This is a genomic window from Micromonospora matsumotoense (assembly GCF_050951065.1).
Taxonomy (GTDB): Bacteria; Actinomycetota; Actinomycetes; order Mycobacteriales; family Micromonosporaceae; genus Micromonospora; species Micromonospora matsumotoensis.
The window spans coordinates 3731249-3749237 of the sequence record NZ_CP192025.1; the positions used below are offsets into that span (position 1 = coordinate 3731249).

At 72.9% G+C, this 17989-nt stretch carries 16 protein-coding genes and 3 pseudogenes; 7 read left to right on the top strand and 12 right to left on the bottom strand.

The genetic code is table 11. From position 1 onward, the window contains the following. Positions 1-89: 89 nt before the first annotated feature. The 4 genes and pseudogenes from ACQP1S_RS16405 to ACQP1S_RS16420 form a co-directional block, all read right to left on the bottom strand. Complete coding sequence (locus ACQP1S_RS16405) at positions 90-1373, bottom strand: MFS transporter (protein WP_432895990.1); 1284 nt, start codon at positions 1371-1373, stop codon at positions 90-92. Between the two features lie 516 nt (positions 1374-1889). Beyond that, positions 1890-2636: pseudogene (locus ACQP1S_RS16410) on the bottom strand (mechanosensitive ion channel family protein); the annotation flags it as partial. 82 nt (positions 2637-2718) lie between these two features. Continuing rightward, entirely contained in the window at positions 2719-4341 is a 1623-nt protein-coding gene (locus ACQP1S_RS16415; protein WP_432895993.1) for a serine/threonine-protein kinase, read from the bottom strand. Between the two features lie 129 nt (positions 4342-4470). Then, positions 4471-5025, bottom strand: a complete 555-nt coding sequence (locus ACQP1S_RS16420; protein WP_432895996.1) for a MarR family winged helix-turn-helix transcriptional regulator — start codon at positions 5023-5025, stop codon at positions 4471-4473. Positions 5026-5075: 50 nt separating this feature from the next. Here ACQP1S_RS16420 and pip point away from each other — a divergent pair, with 50 nt between their 5' ends. From pip to dinB, 4 genes are all read left to right on the top strand, one after another. Then, positions 5076-6026 carry a prolyl aminopeptidase gene (gene pip, locus ACQP1S_RS16425; protein WP_432895999.1) on the top strand — a complete coding sequence of 317 codons (951 nt, stop codon included), beginning with the start codon at positions 5076-5078 and terminating at the stop codon, positions 6024-6026. A gap of 198 nt (positions 6027-6224) precedes the next feature. After that, positions 6225-7358 carry a peptidoglycan recognition protein family protein gene (locus ACQP1S_RS16430; RefSeq protein ID WP_432896002.1) on the top strand — a complete coding sequence of 378 codons (1134 nt, stop codon included), beginning with the start codon at positions 6225-6227 and terminating at the stop codon, positions 7356-7358. 56 nt (positions 7359-7414) lie between these two features. After that, on the top strand, positions 7415-8992 hold the full coding sequence (locus tag ACQP1S_RS16435) for a glutamate synthase-related protein (protein WP_432896005.1): 1578 nt from the start codon (positions 7415-7417) through the stop codon (positions 8990-8992). Positions 8993-9088: 96 nt separating this feature from the next. Continuing rightward, positions 9089-10276 (top strand): DNA polymerase IV, encoded by a 1188-nt coding sequence (gene dinB, locus ACQP1S_RS16440; protein ID WP_432896008.1) that lies wholly within the window; start codon positions 9089-9091, stop codon positions 10274-10276. 73 nt (positions 10277-10349) lie between these two features. Here dinB and ACQP1S_RS16445 read toward each other — a convergent pair whose 3' ends face one another. The 5 genes and pseudogenes from ACQP1S_RS16445 to ACQP1S_RS16465 all read right to left on the bottom strand — a co-directional run bounded on the left by ACQP1S_RS16445 (position 10350) and on the right by ACQP1S_RS16465 (position 14254). After that, positions 10350-11834 (bottom strand): SDR family NAD(P)-dependent oxidoreductase, encoded by a 1485-nt coding sequence (locus ACQP1S_RS16445; protein ID WP_432896011.1) that lies wholly within the window; start codon positions 11832-11834, stop codon positions 10350-10352. A 152-nt stretch (positions 11835-11986) separates the two neighbouring features. Next, entirely contained in the window at positions 11987-12628 is a 642-nt protein-coding gene (locus ACQP1S_RS16450) for a hypothetical protein (protein WP_432908503.1), read from the bottom strand. Between the two features lie 483 nt (positions 12629-13111). After that, positions 13112-13246: pseudogene (locus tag ACQP1S_RS16455) on the bottom strand (Scr1 family TA system antitoxin-like transcriptional regulator); the annotation flags it as partial. A gap of 24 nt (positions 13247-13270) precedes the next feature. Beyond that, positions 13271-13537, bottom strand: coding sequence for a hypothetical protein (locus ACQP1S_RS16460; protein ID WP_432896014.1), 267 nt, complete (start codon positions 13535-13537; stop codon positions 13271-13273). Between the two features lie 69 nt (positions 13538-13606). Continuing rightward, positions 13607-14254, bottom strand: a complete 648-nt coding sequence (locus ACQP1S_RS16465) for a TetR/AcrR family transcriptional regulator (RefSeq protein WP_432896017.1) — start codon at positions 14252-14254, stop codon at positions 13607-13609. A gap of 128 nt (positions 14255-14382) precedes the next feature. Between ACQP1S_RS16465 and ACQP1S_RS16470 the strand changes: the two genes are divergently transcribed. Continuing rightward, positions 14383-15294: an SDR family NAD(P)-dependent oxidoreductase gene (locus tag ACQP1S_RS16470; RefSeq protein ID WP_432896020.1), complete on the top strand. Its 912-nt coding sequence runs from the start codon at positions 14383-14385 to the stop codon at positions 15292-15294. After that, positions 15276-15541: pseudogene (locus tag ACQP1S_RS16475) on the top strand (IS5/IS1182 family transposase); the annotation flags it as partial. The gene ACQP1S_RS16470 and the pseudogene ACQP1S_RS16475, both read left to right, overlap by 19 nt. A gap of 48 nt (positions 15542-15589) precedes the next feature. On the opposite strand, the gene ACQP1S_RS16480 reads toward ACQP1S_RS16475, so the two are convergent. Then, entirely contained in the window at positions 15590-15829 is a 240-nt protein-coding gene (locus tag ACQP1S_RS16480; RefSeq protein WP_432896023.1) for a type I restriction-modification system subunit M N-terminal domain-containing protein, read from the bottom strand. Between the two features lie 644 nt (positions 15830-16473). Between ACQP1S_RS16480 and ACQP1S_RS16485 the strand changes: the two genes are divergently transcribed. After that, positions 16474-16875 (top strand): hypothetical protein, encoded by a 402-nt coding sequence (locus ACQP1S_RS16485; RefSeq protein WP_432896026.1) that lies wholly within the window; start codon positions 16474-16476, stop codon positions 16873-16875. A gap of 46 nt (positions 16876-16921) precedes the next feature. Here the strand turns inward: ACQP1S_RS16485 and ACQP1S_RS16490 are convergent, their stop codons facing one another. Together ACQP1S_RS16490 and ACQP1S_RS16495 are read right to left on the bottom strand one after the other, a co-directional pair. Then, complete coding sequence (locus ACQP1S_RS16490) at positions 16922-17617, bottom strand: hypothetical protein (protein ID WP_432896029.1); 696 nt, start codon at positions 17615-17617, stop codon at positions 16922-16924. A gap of 36 nt (positions 17618-17653) precedes the next feature. Next, positions 17654-17917, bottom strand: coding sequence for an N-6 DNA methylase (locus tag ACQP1S_RS16495; RefSeq protein ID WP_432896032.1), 264 nt, complete (start codon positions 17915-17917; stop codon positions 17654-17656). Between the last annotated feature and the right edge of the window lie 72 nt (positions 17918-17989).

Here is a 17989-nt window from a genome sequence, read left to right on the forward strand (position 1 = left end):
CGCCCCGCCCCGGGCCCGGGGCCCCGGCGGCGGGCGTCGGCCCTTCGGCACCGCGTCCGACGCCGCCCGCCCGCCGCCGCGGTGCCGGCTCACGAAACCACCCGTGCCGGCGGGCGGGCCTGCGGCACCGCACCGGACCGCCCCGACACCAGCAACGCGGCGGCGACCAGCAGGTAGGGCACGGCCGCCACCATGAACGCCGCCGGGTGCCCGGCCGACGCGGCGACCACCGCGTAACCGCCGTAGGCGACGATCATCGCCAGGTCGGTGCCCATCCCGGCGACCGAGGTGACGGTGGCCCGCCCCGGGCCGGTGATCCGGGCCTGCAACCGGGCGTCGGCGAGCACGGTGGCCAGTTGCAGGGCGCAGAACGCCACGCCGAGCAGCACGAAACCACCGGGATGTCGGACCGCGGCCCCGCCGACCAGCGCGACCACGGCCAGGACGAGCAACGCCGCGTACCCCCGGGTGGACAGTCGCTCCGCCGTCGGGGCGAGCAGGCCGCCGACGGTCATCCCGAGCCAGACCGGCAGGAGCAGCAGCGGCACCGTGGACGCCGGGACGCCGGTGTCGCGGGCCAGCAGCGGGGTGTACTCGTCGAGGGTGCCCCAGACCGCCGTCACCGCCGGGACGAGCAGCACGGCCGCCCGTACCCGCCGGTCGGCGCGCGCCTCGGTGAGGCCGGTGCGCAGGCTCGCCCACCAGCCCGGCCCGGTCCCCACCCCGTCGGGCACGCTGTCCGGCGGCGCGGTCGGAGCGGTGGGTGACAGCGGGGCGGGCGCGGCGGGACGGTGCTCCGGGAACCGGGTGGCCACGGCGGCGGCGAGCACACCGGACAGCACGCTCGCCGCGCCGACCGCCGGGTATCCACCGACGGCGAGGACCGGGCCGGCCAGACCGAGCGAGGCGAGCACGCCGAGCACCCCGGCGGTCCGGGCGCGACCCATCGTGCGGGCGTACCGGCCGGCAGCGCCGAGCCGGTCGAGTTCGGTGTAGACCAACGCCTCCAGGGCGCCGGAGCCGAGCGCGCCGGCCGCCCCCCAGAGGACGAAGCCGAGCGCGAACGCCCACCACGACGGCGCCAGCACCCACAGCGCGAAGCAGGCCCCGGTGAGCAGCGGGGCGAGGCAGAGCAGCAGGCGGCGGGAGACGGTATCGGCCCAGGCCCCGGACGGGACCTCCAGCACGATCGCGGTCACCGACCAGAGCACGAAGAGCCCGGAGATCTGACCGACGGTGAGGCCGATGTCGCCGAACAGCAGGACGTACACCGGGTAGAGCAGCACGAGGTCGCTGAGGAACAGGTAGCAGTAGAGCGTGGTCGACAGCCGGCGGACACGGGTGTCGGGCACCCGCGAGCAGGTGAGGGTCATCAGGGCCTTTCCACGGGACGGAACGGACGCGGGAGGTACGGCGTCCGCGGCGGCCCGCGGTTTCGGCCTTCAGGGCCGGATCAACATCGCCAGGTCATGCGCCGATGCTAGCCCGACCCGGTCCGGAGCGCGGCCCCGGCGGAGGTACAACGGCGGCGGGGCGGGACCGTCCGGTCCCGCCCCGCCGCCTGCGCCCGGTCAACGGCGGGGCATGCCCGGGTCGAGCGGGGGGATGACCATGGTGGCCTCACTGTCGGTGGTGGACCCGTCGACCGGGCCGGCCTGGCGCGGCACCGGAACGCCGGGCGCGTCGGTCGCGTGCGCGCCCGGGGTTCCGGGCGGGGTCGGTTCCCCGTCGGCAGGACGGGACACGACCTGGGTCTGCTCCGCCTCGTCGGGTCGCGGCACGACCTGGGTCGCCTCGACGTCGTCGGGGCGGGTCACCACCTGGGTACGCTCGGCGTCGTCGTCCCGCGGCGTCGGCGGGGTGGGCGCGACGACGGTGGGCACCGACGGGGTGCGCTCGGCCTCCGCGTACGGGCTCAGCCGGGCCTCGACGTCCCGCCGCCCCGCCCGGTAGGCGCGCGCGTGGGTGGCGATGGTGCGGGACTCCTGCTCGGCACGGGTCAGCCAGGACTCCCAGCGGGCCTGCATCGGACGGATCAGACCGCCGCCGACCCCGACGACGAGGATGCCGCCGACGGTGGCGAGGACGGCGATCAGCACCGGCGTGGTGACCGCGGTGGCGACACCGATCTGGTTGAGCGCGGCGATCACCCCCAGCCCGAGGATGAACACGGAGGCGATGTTGGCCAGCACCCGGCCGTAGGACAGGCCACCGAGCGCGCTGCTGATGATGTCCTTGACCGCGTTGGCGATCGCGGCGGCGACCACCACGATGACGATCGCGACGAACGCCCGGGGCAGCCAGGCGATCACCCCGGCGATGAGGTCGGAGATCGGGTTGGGCCCCCAGATGCCGAAGGCGAGTTGGAGGGTCACCAGCAGCACGCCGTAGTAGGCGAGCTTGGCGACGATGTCGCTGGCGTCGTAGCGGGAGCGGGCCAACGCGGTCTTGATGCCGCCGCGCTCGACGGCCCGGTCGAAGTGCACCCGGTCCAGCACCTTGTCGACGATCTTACGGACGGCCTTCGCGATCAGCCAGCCGGCCACCAGGATCGCCACGAAGGCGACCGCCTTGGGCAGGAAGAGCAGCACCGCGCGGAGGGCCTCACCCGCCGCGTCGCCGAAGTTCTCTGTCATCCGTGGTCCTCCACCGTCAGCTCGGTCGACCCCCGAAGCTACCCCGACCCGGCCGCCGGAAACTCCGGTGGGGATCGGCCGGTCAGTCCGACGTGCAGGCGGGCAGCAGGGACACCACCACCGGGCCGGCGGGCGCCGAGGCGTTGCCGGCGTCGTCGACCGCGATCACCTGGACCGCGACCCTGGTGACCGAGGCGGGCGTCGGCAGGTCGCCGAGGGTGCCCTGGTAGGCGTCCGGACCGGTCCGGACCATGGCGACGGTGCGGGTCGTCCCGTCGAGGGTGTAGCGGAACGACACCCGGAGCAGGTCGCCGGCGGCCCGGTCGTCGACGACCGTGGCGGTGACCGTGGTCGAGGTGACCGCGTCGGCGCAGCCCTTCGGCTCCACAGTGACCGGGCTGGCGTCCAGGGACGACACCGCCGGTGGGAACACGTCGGGGGGCAGCAGCGGGCTGACGGCCGTGGCCGGTGGCGTGGGGCCCGGGGTGCGTACCCGGGTGGTGGTCGCGGCGACCGACCGGGCGGGGGCGGTGGTGGGCGGCGGGCCGGTGGTGGTCGCCGCCGGGGTGGGGCTGCGGCTCGGCTCCGGCGGCACCACGCTGATGGCCGGCGCGGCAGCGAGCGGCGCGGGGCTGCGGGTGGCGGCGGCGGTGGCGCCCGACCCGGCGGCCCCGTCGGCGAGGGTGAACGACCCGGGCCGGCGCGCGACGTAACCCAGCCCGACGACACCGACCAGCAGGGCTGCGGTCAGCCCGACCCCGACCAGGGCGTTGCGGGTGCCGCCGCGCCGGTAGCCGGGGCGGGGCTCGGCGGCCGGGTCGACGGCAGCCGGGTCGGGGTGCGCGGGCGCGCCGTCGGGGAAGGGGAGGAACGCGGCGAGCAGCGCGACCCGCTGGGCCAACTGACGTCGGCCCCGCTCCTCCCAGTCCCCGCCGTACGAGCGGGCGGCGGTGTGTTCCAGCTCGGCGAGGAAGATCTCGGCGGGCTGGGTGCGGTCGGCGGGGCACCAGGCCAGCCCGTGGTGGAGCAGGTCGTGCACGGGGGCGGGGGTCGGGGTGCCCGGGATCGGGGCGGCGCTGTGCTGCGCGCGCAGGGTGGCCAGGTCCCGACCGTCGTAGGGGGGCCGGCCGGTGAGGCACTCGAAGAACGTCGCGGTGGCGGCGTAGATGTCGCCAGCCGGCTCGGCGGGAGCACCGGTCCACTGCTCGGGGGCCAGGTGGTCGGGGTTGCCGGCCAGCGGGGCGATGCCGAATCCGGTGAGTTTGGGCCAGCCGTCGCCCGTGACGAGGACGTTCTCCGGCCGGTGGTCGCGGTGCACCACGCCCCGGGCGTGCGCGGCGGCGAGCCCGGCGAGGGAACCCTTGAGGATGCAGAGCGCGGCCTCCGGCCCGATGGGCCCGTGCGCGCGCAGCAGGTGGCGCAGCGTCACCCCGTCGACCAGTTCGGTCACGATCGCGGCGGCCGAGTGCGTCTCGGCGTACTCGAAGAGGCGGCAGACGTACGGGGCGTCCACCTCGACCAGCAGTCGCGCCTGCTCCCGGAAGGCCATCCGGAAGGCGGGATCGTCGCCGAGGGACGGCGGGAGGTAGCGGATGGCGACCGGGGTGCCGGTGGCGTCGTGGGTGGCGAGCAGCACCCGGCCGGACGTGCCCGCGCCGAGCTGCCGTACCGGGGTGTAGCCGGACAACCGCCAGTCGCCGGTCACCCGCCGGCCTTTCCGGTCCGCCGGGACTGGTCACAGGTCAGGGCCACACTGATCATTCTCACCCGGGGCGAGCTGCGGTGAATCGGCGCAACGGGTGTTTTCTCGCGTCCGGACGTCTGTCCCCGGAGATTAGTTCCGGTCACCCCGGTGCCGGCTGCGGTCGTCAGGCGGGGTGACCGGGCCGCCGTCGGTGGGGCCGGCGGGGACCAGGTCGGGGGCGACGTCGGCGATGCGCTGCCGCATCGACCGCTGCCGCAGCGCGGCCAGCGCCTCGTCGACGAGCCGGCTCAGCGGGTACGCCAGCTCCGCCTCGAACCGGCGGGCGGCGGTGGCGGTGGCCGCGTACTCGGCGTGCAGGACGGGCAGCAGGTCCCGGGCCCGGTCGGTGGGGGTGACGACGCGTCGCCGGGCGTCGGTGCCGGGAGCGAGGGTGACCAGCCCGTCGGCCGCCATCCGGGCGACGGTCTGGCTGGCGGCGGAGTGGGTCACCCCGGTCGCCTCGGCCAGGGTACGGATCGATGCCGATCCGAGCCGGTCCAGCGCGATCAGCACCGGGGTGTAGCGGGGTCGGAAGCCGGTCAGTCCGAGGTCGGCATAGACGGCGGCGACGTCGCCGTCGAGCAGCTCCAGCAGGTGGCGCAGCCGGGTGCCGAGCAGTGCGGGGTCGGACGGTTCGTCAGCCATGCCGTAATGTAACAGCGCTGTTGTATCTCACGCCCCGGGGAGGCCCACCGATGGACGAGCGGTACCCGCCGATCGAGCCGTACGACCACGGAATGCTCGACGTCGGCGACGGCAACCGGGTCTACTGGGAGGTCTGCGGCAACCCGGCCGGCCGGCCCGCGCTGGTCGTCCACGGTGGACCGGGCTCCGGCTGCGGCCCGTGGGCCCGCCGGTACTTCGACCCGGACCGCTACCGGGTGATCCTTTTCGACCAGCGCAACTGCGGGCGCAGCACCCCGCACGCCGGTGACCCGACCACCGATCTGCGGCACAACACCACCGCGCACCTGATCGCCGACATGGAGCGGCTCCGCGCGCACCTGGGCGTCGACCGGTGGCTGCTCTACGGCGGCTCGTGGGGCTCGACGCTGCTGCTGGCGTACGCGCAGCGGCACCCGGAACGGGTGTCGGCGATCGTCATCGCCGCCGTCACCACCACCCGCCGGTCGGAGATCGACTGGCTCTACCGGGGCGTCGGGCGGTACTTCCCCCGCGAGTGGGAACGGTTCCTCGCCGGCGGTGGCGTCGGCCCGGACGACGACGTGGTCGGCGCGTACGCCCGGCTGGTGGAGGACCCGGACCCGGCGGTACGGGAGCGGGCGGTGCGGGACTGGTGCGCCTGGGAGGACGCGGTGGTCTCCGCCGAGGGGGTGGGCAATCCGTACGGTGACCGCCCGTCGGCGGACCGGACCGCGATGGTGCGGATCTGCGCGCGCTACTTCTCCCAGGGGGCCTGGCTGGCCGAGGGTGAGCTGATCCGGCAGGCCGGCCGGCTCGCCGGCATCCCGGGGATGCTGATCCACGGCCGGATCGACCTGGGCGGCCCGCTGGCCACGGCCTGGGCGCTGCACCGGGCCTGGCCGGGTTCGCAGTTGCAGGTGGTCGAGGGGGCGGGTCACTTCGGCACGACGGCGACCCGGCGGCACCTGCTGGCCGCGCTCGACCGGTGCGCCGCCGACTGAGCAGCCGACTCGGGACCACCGCACCGACGGCAGGAAATTCGGACAGTTCCGCCCGGCACGCCTTGAAGGCGGGCAGAATCGATCGATGGCGCCCTCTAGCGCCGACCGCCGCCCTGGCAATATCCTCCACTTCATGCTTGCTCAACGGAGCTAGTTTTCACATTCGTCGTCAGCGCCGCCGGCCGCCGAGGAGATGCCATGTCCGACGTACGCCCCGCACTCGACCGTCGCACCCTGCTGCGGGCCGGTCTCGGCGCGGCCACCGTCGCGGTCGTCGGGTCCGAACTGGCCCTGCCGGGCGTGGCCCGGGCGGCCCCCGGCACGGACCTGGACTGGATCATCGGCTGCGACGAGTGGGACGCCCGGCCGCCGGCCGACCCGCTGTCGGTCAGCACGATCCCGACCAACAAGATCATCGTGCACCACATGGCCTTCCCGAACGTCACCGACCACTCCCGGGAACAGGCGGTCACGCTGGCCCACGACTGCCAGGACCTGCACATGGACGGCAACGGCTGGTCCGACACCGGCCAGCACTTCACCGTCAGCCGGGGCGGGTACGTCCTGGAGGGACGGCACGGCAGCCTGGACCGACTGCGGGCCGGCGACCGGCAGATGATCTCGGCGCACTGCCCCGGCGAGAACGGTCGGGCCATCGGCATCGAGAACGAGGGCACCTACGTCACCGACACCCCGCCACCGGACCTGCTCGACTCGCTGGTCCGGCTCTGCACCACCATCTGCCGGCAGTACGGGCTGCACGCCCACGACATCTTCGGCCATTGGGACTTCCGCGCCACGCTCTGCCCCGGCGCGCAGTTCTACCGCCTCTTCCCCGGCGTCCGCCGGCAGGTCTTCCGCCGGCTCGGCACCCGCCTGGCCGAGGTGCCGGCCCGCCGCTGGCCGGACCTGTGGCGCTTCGTCAACTCCCCCACCGTCCAGGTCGCCCAGTACCTGCTCGCCTACCGGGGCTACCCGGTCACCCCGAGCGGCACGTTCGACGCCGCCACCGTCGCCGCGGTCGGCGACTGGCAGGCCCGCAACGGCATCCCGGTCGACGTGGACGCCACCCTGACCGCCCCCACCTGGGAGACCCTCGCGCCCGCACTGGACCGCGACGCCACCGGCCTGCCCGTGCAGGCGGTGCAGTTCATCCTGAACTGGAAGGGATACGCCGAGGTCACCGTCACCGGCGGGTTCGACCCCGCCACCCGCAGGGCCGTCCAGGACCTCCAGGGTCTGCACGGGCTGCCCCGCACCGGCCGGGTCTCCACCGACACCTGGTGCGCCCTGGTCGGCGGCATCGTGCGCCAGTCGTTGCGCCACCACTGACCGCGCCACGCGGGTGGGCTGTTTGAGCGGCGGCGGCAACGGGGAGTGTGGCCGGCATGACGTGGGCCCGCCGCACCGTACCCGTGATCGCCGCCGCCGCCGTCGCCGGCCTTGCCGCCCGCGACGTCCTGCAACGTGACCATGCGCTGCTGCGCAACTTCCCGCTGGTCGGGCGGGCCCGCTACCTGCTGGAGGCGATCGGGCCGGAACTGCGGCAGTACATCGTCGCCGGCAACAACGAGGAACGGCCGTTCACCCGGGACCAGCGACGCTGGATCTACGCCTCGGCCAAGCAGGAGAACAACTACTTCGGCTTCGGCACCGACAACGACATCGAACGCAGCCCCGGCTACCCGATCATCAAGCACCGCACGTTCGCCCGGACCGTCCCGTCGTCGGTGCCGACCAGCGGGCACGACGTACGGCTGCCGGCGGCCAAGGTGCTCGGCGGGCCACGCGGACGGGCGAAGGCGTTCCGCCCCGGGTCGGTGGTCAACATCTCCGGGATGAGCTTCGGCTCACTGTCCGGCAACGCGGTGTCCGCCCTCAACCAGGGGGCGGCGCTGGCCGGCTGCCTGCAGAACACCGGCGAGGGTGGGCTGTCGCCGTACCATCGCCACGGCGGTGAGCTGGTCTTCCAGCTCGGTACGGCGTACTTCGGCTGCCGGGACGCCCGGGGCCGGTTCGACCTCGCCCGACTGCGGGACCTGGTCGCCGGGGCCCCGGTGCGGGCCCTGGAGATCAAGCTCAGTCAGGGCGCGAAGCCCAGCCTGGGCGGGCTGCTGCCCGGGGCGAAGGTGTCCGCCGAGATCGCCGCCACCCGGGGGATCACCCCCGGGGAGGACTGCGTGAGCCCGTCGCGGCACGCCGAGTTCTCCGACTGCGACAGCCTGCTGGACTGGGTGGAGCTGCTGGCCGCCGAGACCGGGCTGCCGGTCGGCATCAAGTCCGCCGTCGGTGACCTGGGGTTCTGGGAGGAACTGACCACGCTGATGCGCGACACCGGCCGGGGCGTCGACTTCGTCACCGTCGACGGCGGCGAGGGCGGCACCGGCGCCGCACCCCTGATCTTCACCGACTCGGTGTCGCTGCCGTTCCAGCAGGGCTTCGCCCGGGTCTACCGGACCTTCGCCGAGCGAGGGCTGCACGAGCAGACCGTCTTCGTCGGCGCGGGCAAACTGGGCCTGCCGGACAACGCCGTGGTGGCGTTCGCGCTCGGCTGCGACCTGGTCAACGTCGGTCGGGAGGCGATGCTCGCGATCGGCTGCATCCAGGCGCAGAAGTGCCACACCGACTCCTGCCCCACCGGCGTCGCCACCCAGAACCCCTGGCTGGCCCGGGGTCTGGACCCGGCCCGCAAGTCGGTGCGGGCGGCGAACTACATCGGCACCCTGCGCCGGGACCTGGTGAAGGTCGCCGAGGCGTGCGGGGTCGAGCATCCGGGGCTGATCGACACCGACGCCGTCGAGATCCTCGACGGCCGGACCTCGGCCCGCCCCCTGCGGGAGGTCTACGGCTACCAGCCGCAGTGGGGGTTGCCGTCGGCGGCGGACCGGGCGGAGATCGCCCGGCTGATGGCCGGCGAGGCGCCGCAGGGCGGCAGCGCCGTCCCGTCGGCCACCGCCCAGGGCTGATCCGAGCCCGGCAGCCGGTGACCGTTCGGTCTCTTCGGGTACACCGTTGCGGCAGCTCAGCAAGCCTCGGTCGAACACCTGTGCGAACATGGGGCAGTGCCGACCGGAGCCAGCATCCTGCACGCCGACCTGGACGCGTTCTACGCCTCGGTCGAGCAGCGGGACGACCCGCGCCTGCGCGGCCGACCGGTGATCGTCGGCGGTGGGGTGGTCCTCGCGGCCAGCTACGAGGCGAAGGCGTACGGCGTGCAGAGCGCGATGGGCGGGCGGCAGGCCCGGCGGCTCTGCCCCGAGGCGATCGTGGTGCCGCCGAGGATGGCGGCGTACACGGCGGCGAGCCGGGCGGTGTTCGCCATCTTCCGGGACACCACCCCCTGGGTGGAGGGGCTCTCCATCGACGAGGCGTTCCTCGACGTGGGGGGCCTGCGCCGGCTCTCCGGCTCGCCGGTGCAGATCGCGACCCGGCTGCGGCGGATGGTCGGCGAGCAGGTCGGGCTGCCGATCACCGTCGGAGTGGCCCGGACGAAGTTCCTCGCCAAGGTCGCCAGCGGGGTGGCCAAACCGGACGGCCTGCTGGAGGTCCCGCCCGACGGCGAACTGGCGTTCCTGCACCCGCTGCCGGTGGAACGACTCTGGGGCGTCGGCCCGGTCACCGCGGCGAAGCTGCGCGCCCGGGGCATCCACACGGTCGGCCAGGTGGCCCGCCTCGACGTGCCGACCCTCGAGTCGCTGCTCGGCGCGGGCACCGGCGGACATCTGCACGCGCTGGCCCACCACCGCGACCCCCGACCGGTGCAGGTGGGCCGCCGACGATCCTCGATGGGTGCCCAGCACGCCCTCGGGGCCGGCCCGCACTCCCCCGCCGACGTCGACGCCACCCTGTCCGGGCTGGTCGACCGGGTGGCCCGCCGGCTTCGGGCCGCCGGCCGGGCCGGCCGGACGGTGACCCTGCGGCTGCGGTTCGCCGACTACACCGCGGCCACCCGGTCGCGGACCCTGCGCCGGGCCACCGACCGGACGACACCGTTGCTGGCCGCCGCCCGTTCACTGCTGCGGGCGGCCCAGCCCGAGCTGGCCCGCCGCGGGATCACCCTGGTCGGGGTGGCGGTGGGCAACCTCGACGACGCCCCGGTCCAGCCGGAACTGCCGTTCACCCTCGACCGGGGGGTCGAGCTGGACAGCGCCGTCGATGCGGTCCGGGACCGGTTCGGCGCGGCGGCGCTGACCCGGGCCACCCTGCTCGGCCGTCGAGCCGGTCTGGAGATGCCCCGGTTGCCCGACTGATCCCCCGGGCACCACCTGCTGCCGGCCACCCGGGTGGCCTGACAGCGGCGGGGGCCGGGTCACCCGATGCCGCTCACCAGGCGCAGGGCGCGTAGTCCTTCAGGAAACAGCCGTACAGCTCCTCGCCCTGCTCGCCCCGGACGATCGGGTCGTACACCCGGGCCGCCCCGTCGACCAGGTCCAGCGGGGCGTGGAAACCCTCGTCGGCGAGGCGCATCTTCGTCGGGTGCGGGCGCTCGTCGGTGATCCAGCCGGTGTCGACGCTGGTCATCAGGATGCCGTCGGCGCGCATGTCCTCGGCGCTGGTGCGGGTGAGCATGTTCAGCGCCGCCTTGGCCATGTTGGTGTGCGGATGCCCCGCCCCCTTGTAGCCCCGGGCGAACTGCCCCTCCATCGCCGACACGTTCACCACGTACGCCCGCCCGGCCGGGGCGGCGGCCAGCGCCGGCCGGAGCCGACTGACCAGCACGAACGGGGCGGTCACGTTGCACAGCTGCACCTCGAGCAGCTCGACCGGGTCGACCTCGTGCACCCGCTGCACCCAGCTGTTGGTGTCGCCGAGGTCGGGGGCGAGCCCACCGGCGTCGATGGCGGTGGCGGCGGCGATCCGCTCCGGCGTGGCGGACCGGCCGGTCAGCGCCAGCGCGGTGAGGGCGTGCGGGGCGATGGCGGCGGCCGGCACGGTCCCGTCCGGCAACGCCAGGGTGACACCCCGACCACCGGTGAAGGTGAGCAGCTCCGGCAGCGGCCCCTCGGGCAGCGCCGCCGTCTCGGCGGCGACCAGGTGGGCGTACGCGCCGGGGGTGCGGCGTACCGTCTGCGCGGCGTTGTTGATCAGGATGTCCAGCGGACCCTGCGCGGCGACCGAGTCGGCCAGCGCCACCACCTGGGCGGGGTCCCGCAGGTCGATGCCGACGACCCGCAACCGGTGCAGCCAGTCGGCGCTGTCCGGCATGGCGGTGAACCGGCGGACCGCGTCGTGCGGAAACCGGGTGGTGATCGTGGTGTGCGCACCGTCGCGCAGCAGCCGCAGGGCGATGTACATGCCGATCTTGGCGCGTCCCCCGGTGAGCAGCGCCCGCCGCCCGGTCAGGTCGCACCGCGCGTCCCGGCGCTGCCGGTTGAGGGTGGCGCAGTCGGGGCAGAGCTGGTGATAGAACGCGTCGACCTCGCGGTAGCGGGTCTTGCAGATGTAGCAGCCACGCGGATTGATCAGAGTGCCGGCGATGTCACCGGCGGTCGGCGAGGCGAGCGGGATGCCCTTGGTCTCGTCGTCGATCCGGCCCGGGGCGCCCGTGGCGGTGGCGGCGGTGACCGCGCGGTCGTGGGCCAGGACGGTTTCCCGCCGCTCCTCGCGCCGCCGCTGCTTCACCATCTTGAACAGCCGGGCGGTGGCCCGCTGCACCCGTACCACGTCCGGGTGGTCGCTGGGCAGCGACTCCAACGCCGCGAAGACCCGCAGCGCGACCGCCAACTCGTCCTGGTCGACTCCCGGGGTGCCGGCGTCGCGCCCCCGGCTGTCGACGTCGCCCGATTGTCCGACGTTGTCCACCGTCATGTCCGCTATCGTCCCGCCCTGCCATCCGGGGCCGACCGCCGGCCCGACCCGGGAACTCTACGCACCCGGGACGGACCGGCGCGACGCCTGGTCACGGCGGCGGCGGTGAGCTGGGCCACCGCTCCCGTGGGGGCGGTGGCCTCCGCCCGGCGTCAGGGCAGCTTGATGCTCTTGGTGTTCGGGAAGCTGTAGGGGCAGGACGCCGACGACCCGGTGCCGACCACGACGTAGCCGGCCGGGATCGGCGACGCCGAGCAGATGGTGGTGATGCCCGTGGTGGACGGCTTGGTGATCGTCCAGGTGTTCGGGAAGCTGTACGGGCAGGACGCCGACGACCCCTCCGCGATGATCACGAACCCGGTCGGCAGGGTCGACGCCTTGCACATCACGCTCGCCGAGCCGGTGGGTGGGATCCGGATGGTCCAGGTGTTGGGGAAGCTGTAGGGGCAGGACGCCGACGACCCCTCCGCGATGGCCACGTAACCGGTCGGCACGGCGGAGGCCTTGCACATCACGGTGGTCGAGGTGGTGGAGGGCGTGGTGATCGTCCAGGTGTTGGGGAAGCTGTACGGGCAGGACGCCGACGACCCTTCCGCGATGATCACGTAGCCGGCGGGTATCGGCGAGCTCTTGCAGATCGTGGTGGTCGCGGCGCTGGCCGGCGTCGCGACGGCGAGCGTGGTGGCGACCCCCGCGACCAGCACGGCGAGAAGGGCCAGGGCGGCACGCAGCGGGGTGGTGGTCCCCGGGCCCCGCCGCCGGCGCAGTGGGCTGATCCGCTCGGTCCAGTTCATGCAGAGGTCCCTTCGTTCAGGCGCGCGACTACCGAGGGCATCGTCGCCGGCACGCGCTGTGAGCATAATGGACGGTGCGACGCCAACGGACAACCCTCGGAAGGTCGCGCCACAGTCGGGAAGCCGACTCGACACCCCGCGCCGCGGCCGTCCGGCGCGGCCGGTTCCGACGGGACACTGCCTGCGTAACCGGTTGGTACGGTGTCGGTGATCGCGGTCCGCCGTCCACCGAGGCGTCCCGGCCCGACCGGCTGGGGCGGCGATGCCGGACCCGCCTACCGGGCCTGGGCCGCCGAGCAGCACCGGGCGATCACCGGCCTCGCCCGGGGCGCCGACACCCTCGCCGCCGCCACCGAGGGGGCCGCCGGCCTGGTCGCCGCCGTCCGGCTCATCGTCCGCGACGCCATCGCCGCCTGCGTCTCCCGCCTGGTCGAGGTAAAGCGCCCCGGTCAGCGACTCCTGGTAGACCACCGGCGGGTCGGGGTCGACGCGCAGGCCGAGCGGGAAGTCCAGCAGCACGAACGAGCCCGCGAGCGCCCCGGCGGCGAGCGGCAACACCCGGATCGACACGTGCGGCAACCGGCTCGCCTCCGCCAGGTGCCGAAGTTGTCCGGCCATGGCCGCCGCGCCGCCCACCTCAATCTACTGCCGTAGCGGTGACAGGTCGTCCGTCGCCAGGTTCCTCTGCTGCTCGACCAGAAGCAGGCGCATCTCGGCCAACGCTGTCCCTGCCTCGCCGAGTTCGGCATGGCACATTGCCGCCTGCTGACGGCAGTACCAGATCAACTCCTGATCTGGTTTAGGCCGTTCAGCAAGGTCGACGACGAGTCCGGTGAATTCCGGCAGCGCCTCTCGGTAGGCACCAGCGAGCACGTAGAGGTTGGCGAGGTTGAGCCGCAACTCCAGCATCCCCGGCTGTTTCGCTGCGCGCCCTCGCCCTTAGGGATGTCTCGTAACTCGATTACCGTGCTGGCCTGTTCAGGTGAGTCGTACCCCGTCAAGGAGCATGGTCAAGCCTCGCTGGTAGTACTCCTGCTCGTCGGGAAGTCCGAGGAAGAAGTCGGCGGTTTCGGTCAGGTGGGGGTAGTCCTGCGGGGAGAGTGACTTCAGCCGCGCGCGCTTGGCGTTGAGCAGGGACTCCCGCAGGGCCGGGTCGGCGACGGCGGTTTCACCCGGCTGGCGGATCACCAACCCGATCAACGCGTTGAGCAGGAAGATGCTCAGCTGCGCTGCGGCCACCGGCGAGTGTCCCTCGGCGCGCAGCAGTCCGATGACCCGCTCGGCCAGATCGATGCCGGCGTCCGTACGCATGAAGCGGAGGGGTGCGATCTCGGCGAGGGCGGGGTGTGCGCGCAGGACACGCAGCAGGGCCGCCATCACCGTAGGCAGGTCGGGCTCGCCCTCGGCGGTCAGCTCCATTTCGCCGAGGATCCGCTCGACCAGCGCGTCGAGGAGGGCGTCCTTGCTCTTGAAGTGCCAGTACAGCGCCATGGGAGTGACGTTCCAGCCCGCAGCGACCCGGCGCAGTGTGACGGCGTCGAGCCCATCCGCGTCCGCGATGGCGAGGGCTGTGGACAGGATCTCGCCGCGATCGAGTCGCTCGGTGGCCGGGGGTCGGGGTGACATGAGGCTCACTATATCTCGTAAAGGGTGCGGTTGACGATCCAGCAAGGAGGCGTTACGTTCGGTATACAAAGTAAATTTACGCGATATAGTTAGAGGCGGCCATGAGTCTTCACCAAGGGGAGAACCCGGTGACCCACACCATCGTCATGACCGGCGCGACTCGCGGGTTCGGCCGCGTCGCCGCCGAGCGCGTCCTCGACGGCGACGCTGAGGCGCACCTCGTGCTCCTGGCCCGTGGCGCCACGGGAAACGAGTTCGCCGCCCAGCTCCGCCGCAACGGGCGCGCCGTGACATCGATCCCGACGGACCTGTTGTCGATGGGCAGCGTCCGCGCGGCAGCTGACGAGCTGATCCGACGGCTCGATACAGGAGACCTGCCGCCGCTACGCGGATTCATCGGCAACGCCGGCCTGCTTTACACGAACAACGTCACGGAGAGCCCGGACGGATTCGAGGCGACATTCGCCGTCAACGTGCTCGCCAATCACGTCCTTCTCCGCCTTCTGCAGGATCGATTCGAGGTGCCGTCACGGATCGTCCTCACCGTCAGCGACGCGCACTTCGGCGACTTCCGCCACAACGCGGGAATGATGCCCGCGCCGTCCTGGCAGGATCCGGCCGACCTGGCCCGCATCCGCGCGTTCCCGAAGGCCGACACTGTCACGGCGGGAGGGACGGCTTACTCCACCAGCAAGCTCGCCGCGATCTACCTCATCCACGAGTACGCACGACGCCTGCCGCAGGGCGTCGACATTGTCGGCTACAACCCTGGATTCGTGCCCGGTACCGGCCTGAGCCGCGATGCAGGCGCAGCTGTCCGGTTCGTGGGGCGGCGGATCATGCCACTGATGACGCTGACCCCGATGGCGTCGAGCCAGAAAGCCGCCGGCCAGCGCCTCGCCGACGTCGCGCTCGGACGCATCCCGGCACCTTCCGGTTCCTACATCGACCGCACGCGAGTGGAGCGCTCGTCCAAGGAGTCCTACGACCCTGACCGTGAACGACAGCTCTGGGAGGCCGTGGAAGACCTGTGCTCCTGAGAGACACCCCAGACGGCGGCTACCGCGGAAACCTCGAAGTGATCATGCCGTACCGCAAGCCCCGTGACGGCAGCGAGTTACCCGAGTGGAAGCAGGACTATAACGCCAGGCATCGCAAAGTCCGGACCCGTATCGAACATGCCCTGGCCCGGCTCAAGACCTACGCGACTACCGTCGCGCCGCCCGGACCTTGGCCCTCACCGCATCCGGTATCGCCCACCTGCACCACATCGCTCTGTCCAGCTGACCGGAAACCGGTGGCGAGCAACGCCTGCACCGAGTTGCGAGACGTCGCCTAGAACGACAACCCGGCCGCCCGCCGCAACACCGGATCCACGTTCTGCACGCCCGACGCCCTGAGCTGCCGATGCCGGTCGAGCACCGCGTCCTTCGTCGGCGCCAACACACAGTCGAGCCGACGCAGCACGGTCAGCGGCAGGATCACCCGACCGTACTCGGACTGCTTGTAGTCGCCCCGCAGCAGATCCGCCACCGACCAGATGAAGTTCGCCAACTCTTGGTGCTTGGTGCTCACCAGGTTCCTTTCGATTGCTCTGAGTCAAAGATCATGGCTGCCGGGCTCACCCGACGTGCTCCCCCACCCGGTGGCGATGATCAACCAGGTGTCATCGGGCGATGACCGACGGGTGGCCCACCTTGGTCCGGATCGTCGGGATGGGTGGCGTGTGCCGATCTCCACCCCTGCTGAGGGGGTTGCCCGGTGCGATCCGCCCGATCTGCCCGGCTTGCACCAAGGGGCCGGACCCGGCGCACCGGGGTCGGATATCCGACGGCGCGTCGCCCGCAGCGGCGGCCCGACCCACTCCGGGAAGTCTGGCCATCCTCGCTCCCCGTCACGATCTACGCCCTCCGCACCCGCGAAGTGCACAACAGCCTTCGCGCATCGTAGCCGTTGACAGGGTCCACAGAGGATGCCGGCCACGGACGTCGCCCCCCTCCGGTCTTGATGACATATGCGCAGGTGAAAGCCCTGATCAAATAGTCGGCTGTCCATGATTGGACAGCTTCATCCCTGGCCTGACCCGGGCCGCACTGCCTACCGTTGACCTCATAAAAGGGTATTGATCAGATTCAACCGGCAAGTTGCTTCTGATCACCAGATAAGCCCTTTTGTCATCACGCCGCCGCACCCCTGCGGCGCCACCCGAAGGAGGCACCATGTCCACCGAGTCAGCCAAGAAAGCCGACCAGCCCGCCCCGAGCGCCAGTGACATCGCCGAGGCCACCGCGCTCCTGGTCCCCGCCACCACAGCCGGCATGCCGCCGACCGCGCAGCTCTTCTGGGCTGTGGTCGCGGCCAACGGGGTCCTGAACCGTGGCTTCGGGGTGGTCTCGTCCACCCGCGTCGCCGTGGGGCAGTACCAGGTGGTGTTCAGCCACGACGTGACCCGCTCCGCGTACGTGGGGAGCATCGGCCTGACCGGTGCCGTCGGGGCCTCGCCCAGTGGTGAGATCGCGGTGGTCGGCCGGTTCGGCGTGCCGAACGGCGTGTTCGTCCAGACGTTCACCTCGGCGGGAGTCGCCGCCGACCGGGCGTTCCACCTGACGATCTCGTCGTGACGCCAGCGCATCCAGGTCCCCGTCACCCCCGGGTGGCGGGGACCGCTCACGTCGGCCGAATCGCGCCCGGGGCCAGCCCGCCCGCGGTGAGTTGCACCAGTTCCGCCCCCAGCGTCGCCGCCTGCCGCAGCGCCTGCTCGAAGGCGTCCAGCCGCCGGGCCGCCTCGCCGTACGCCCGCTGCTGGGCTACCACCGGCACCACCACGTCCCTCACCTCAAGGGGGATCTGCTGGCCGTAGCGGTCGTCGATCCGGCCGGAGGCCTGCGCACCGGCGAGCACGTCCCCGACGGTGAGCACGGGCGGCCCGTCCGGGGCCGGCTCCGATACGCCGGCCCGCACCGGTCCGAGCAGGTGCAGCGCGCCGGCCCGGAGCAGCTCCCCGACGGTGAGGAACTGCCCGGCCGCCCCGTCCGGTGCGGGGGTGGCCGGCGGCATCAGCGCCGGCAGTGCGACGACGGCGGCCAGCCGCTCCCGGGTGCGTGTCAACTGCTCCCCCGAAACCTCGCTGCCGACGGCCGGTTGCCGGCGCGCGGGCGTCAGGTCCACCTCCTCGTCGAGCAGCTCGATCACCGGGATCGTGCGGGCGAAACGGGCCTGGTCGACCTCGGCGTCCGGCACGGCGTCGAAGTCCCGCCACACGCCCAGCACCCGGGGGGCGGCCTCGGCAAGCTCGCCGCCGGCTGCGTCGACCAGCAGCACCCGGGCGGGCGGCGACGCCTCCGTCGCGGCCCGCCGCAACACCCACAGGTGCCGCGGCCACCCCTGGCGGGAGCACCATCACCGCGCGCAGGTGGCCTCGGCGCAGGAGTTCGCTACGGATGCGTTGCCGGCCCGGCGGCTGGCCACCGCGGGCGGCATCAACAGCACCGCGTGCCCGCCGACCCGCAGGTGCGCCAGGGCGTGCTGCACCCAGGCCAGCTCCGGTTCGGTACGCGGGGTGGTGCCGACGATCCAGCGAGGGTCGTGGCCCAGCTCGTCGTCGCCCCAGTTGGTGGCCCCGAACGGGGGGTGGCAGACGACGGCGTCGACCGGATCGCCCACCTCGTCGGTTTCGCCTCACCGGCGCACTTCCGGGTCCAGTTCAAGCGGCTCAGTGGGGTGCCGCCGCAGGCG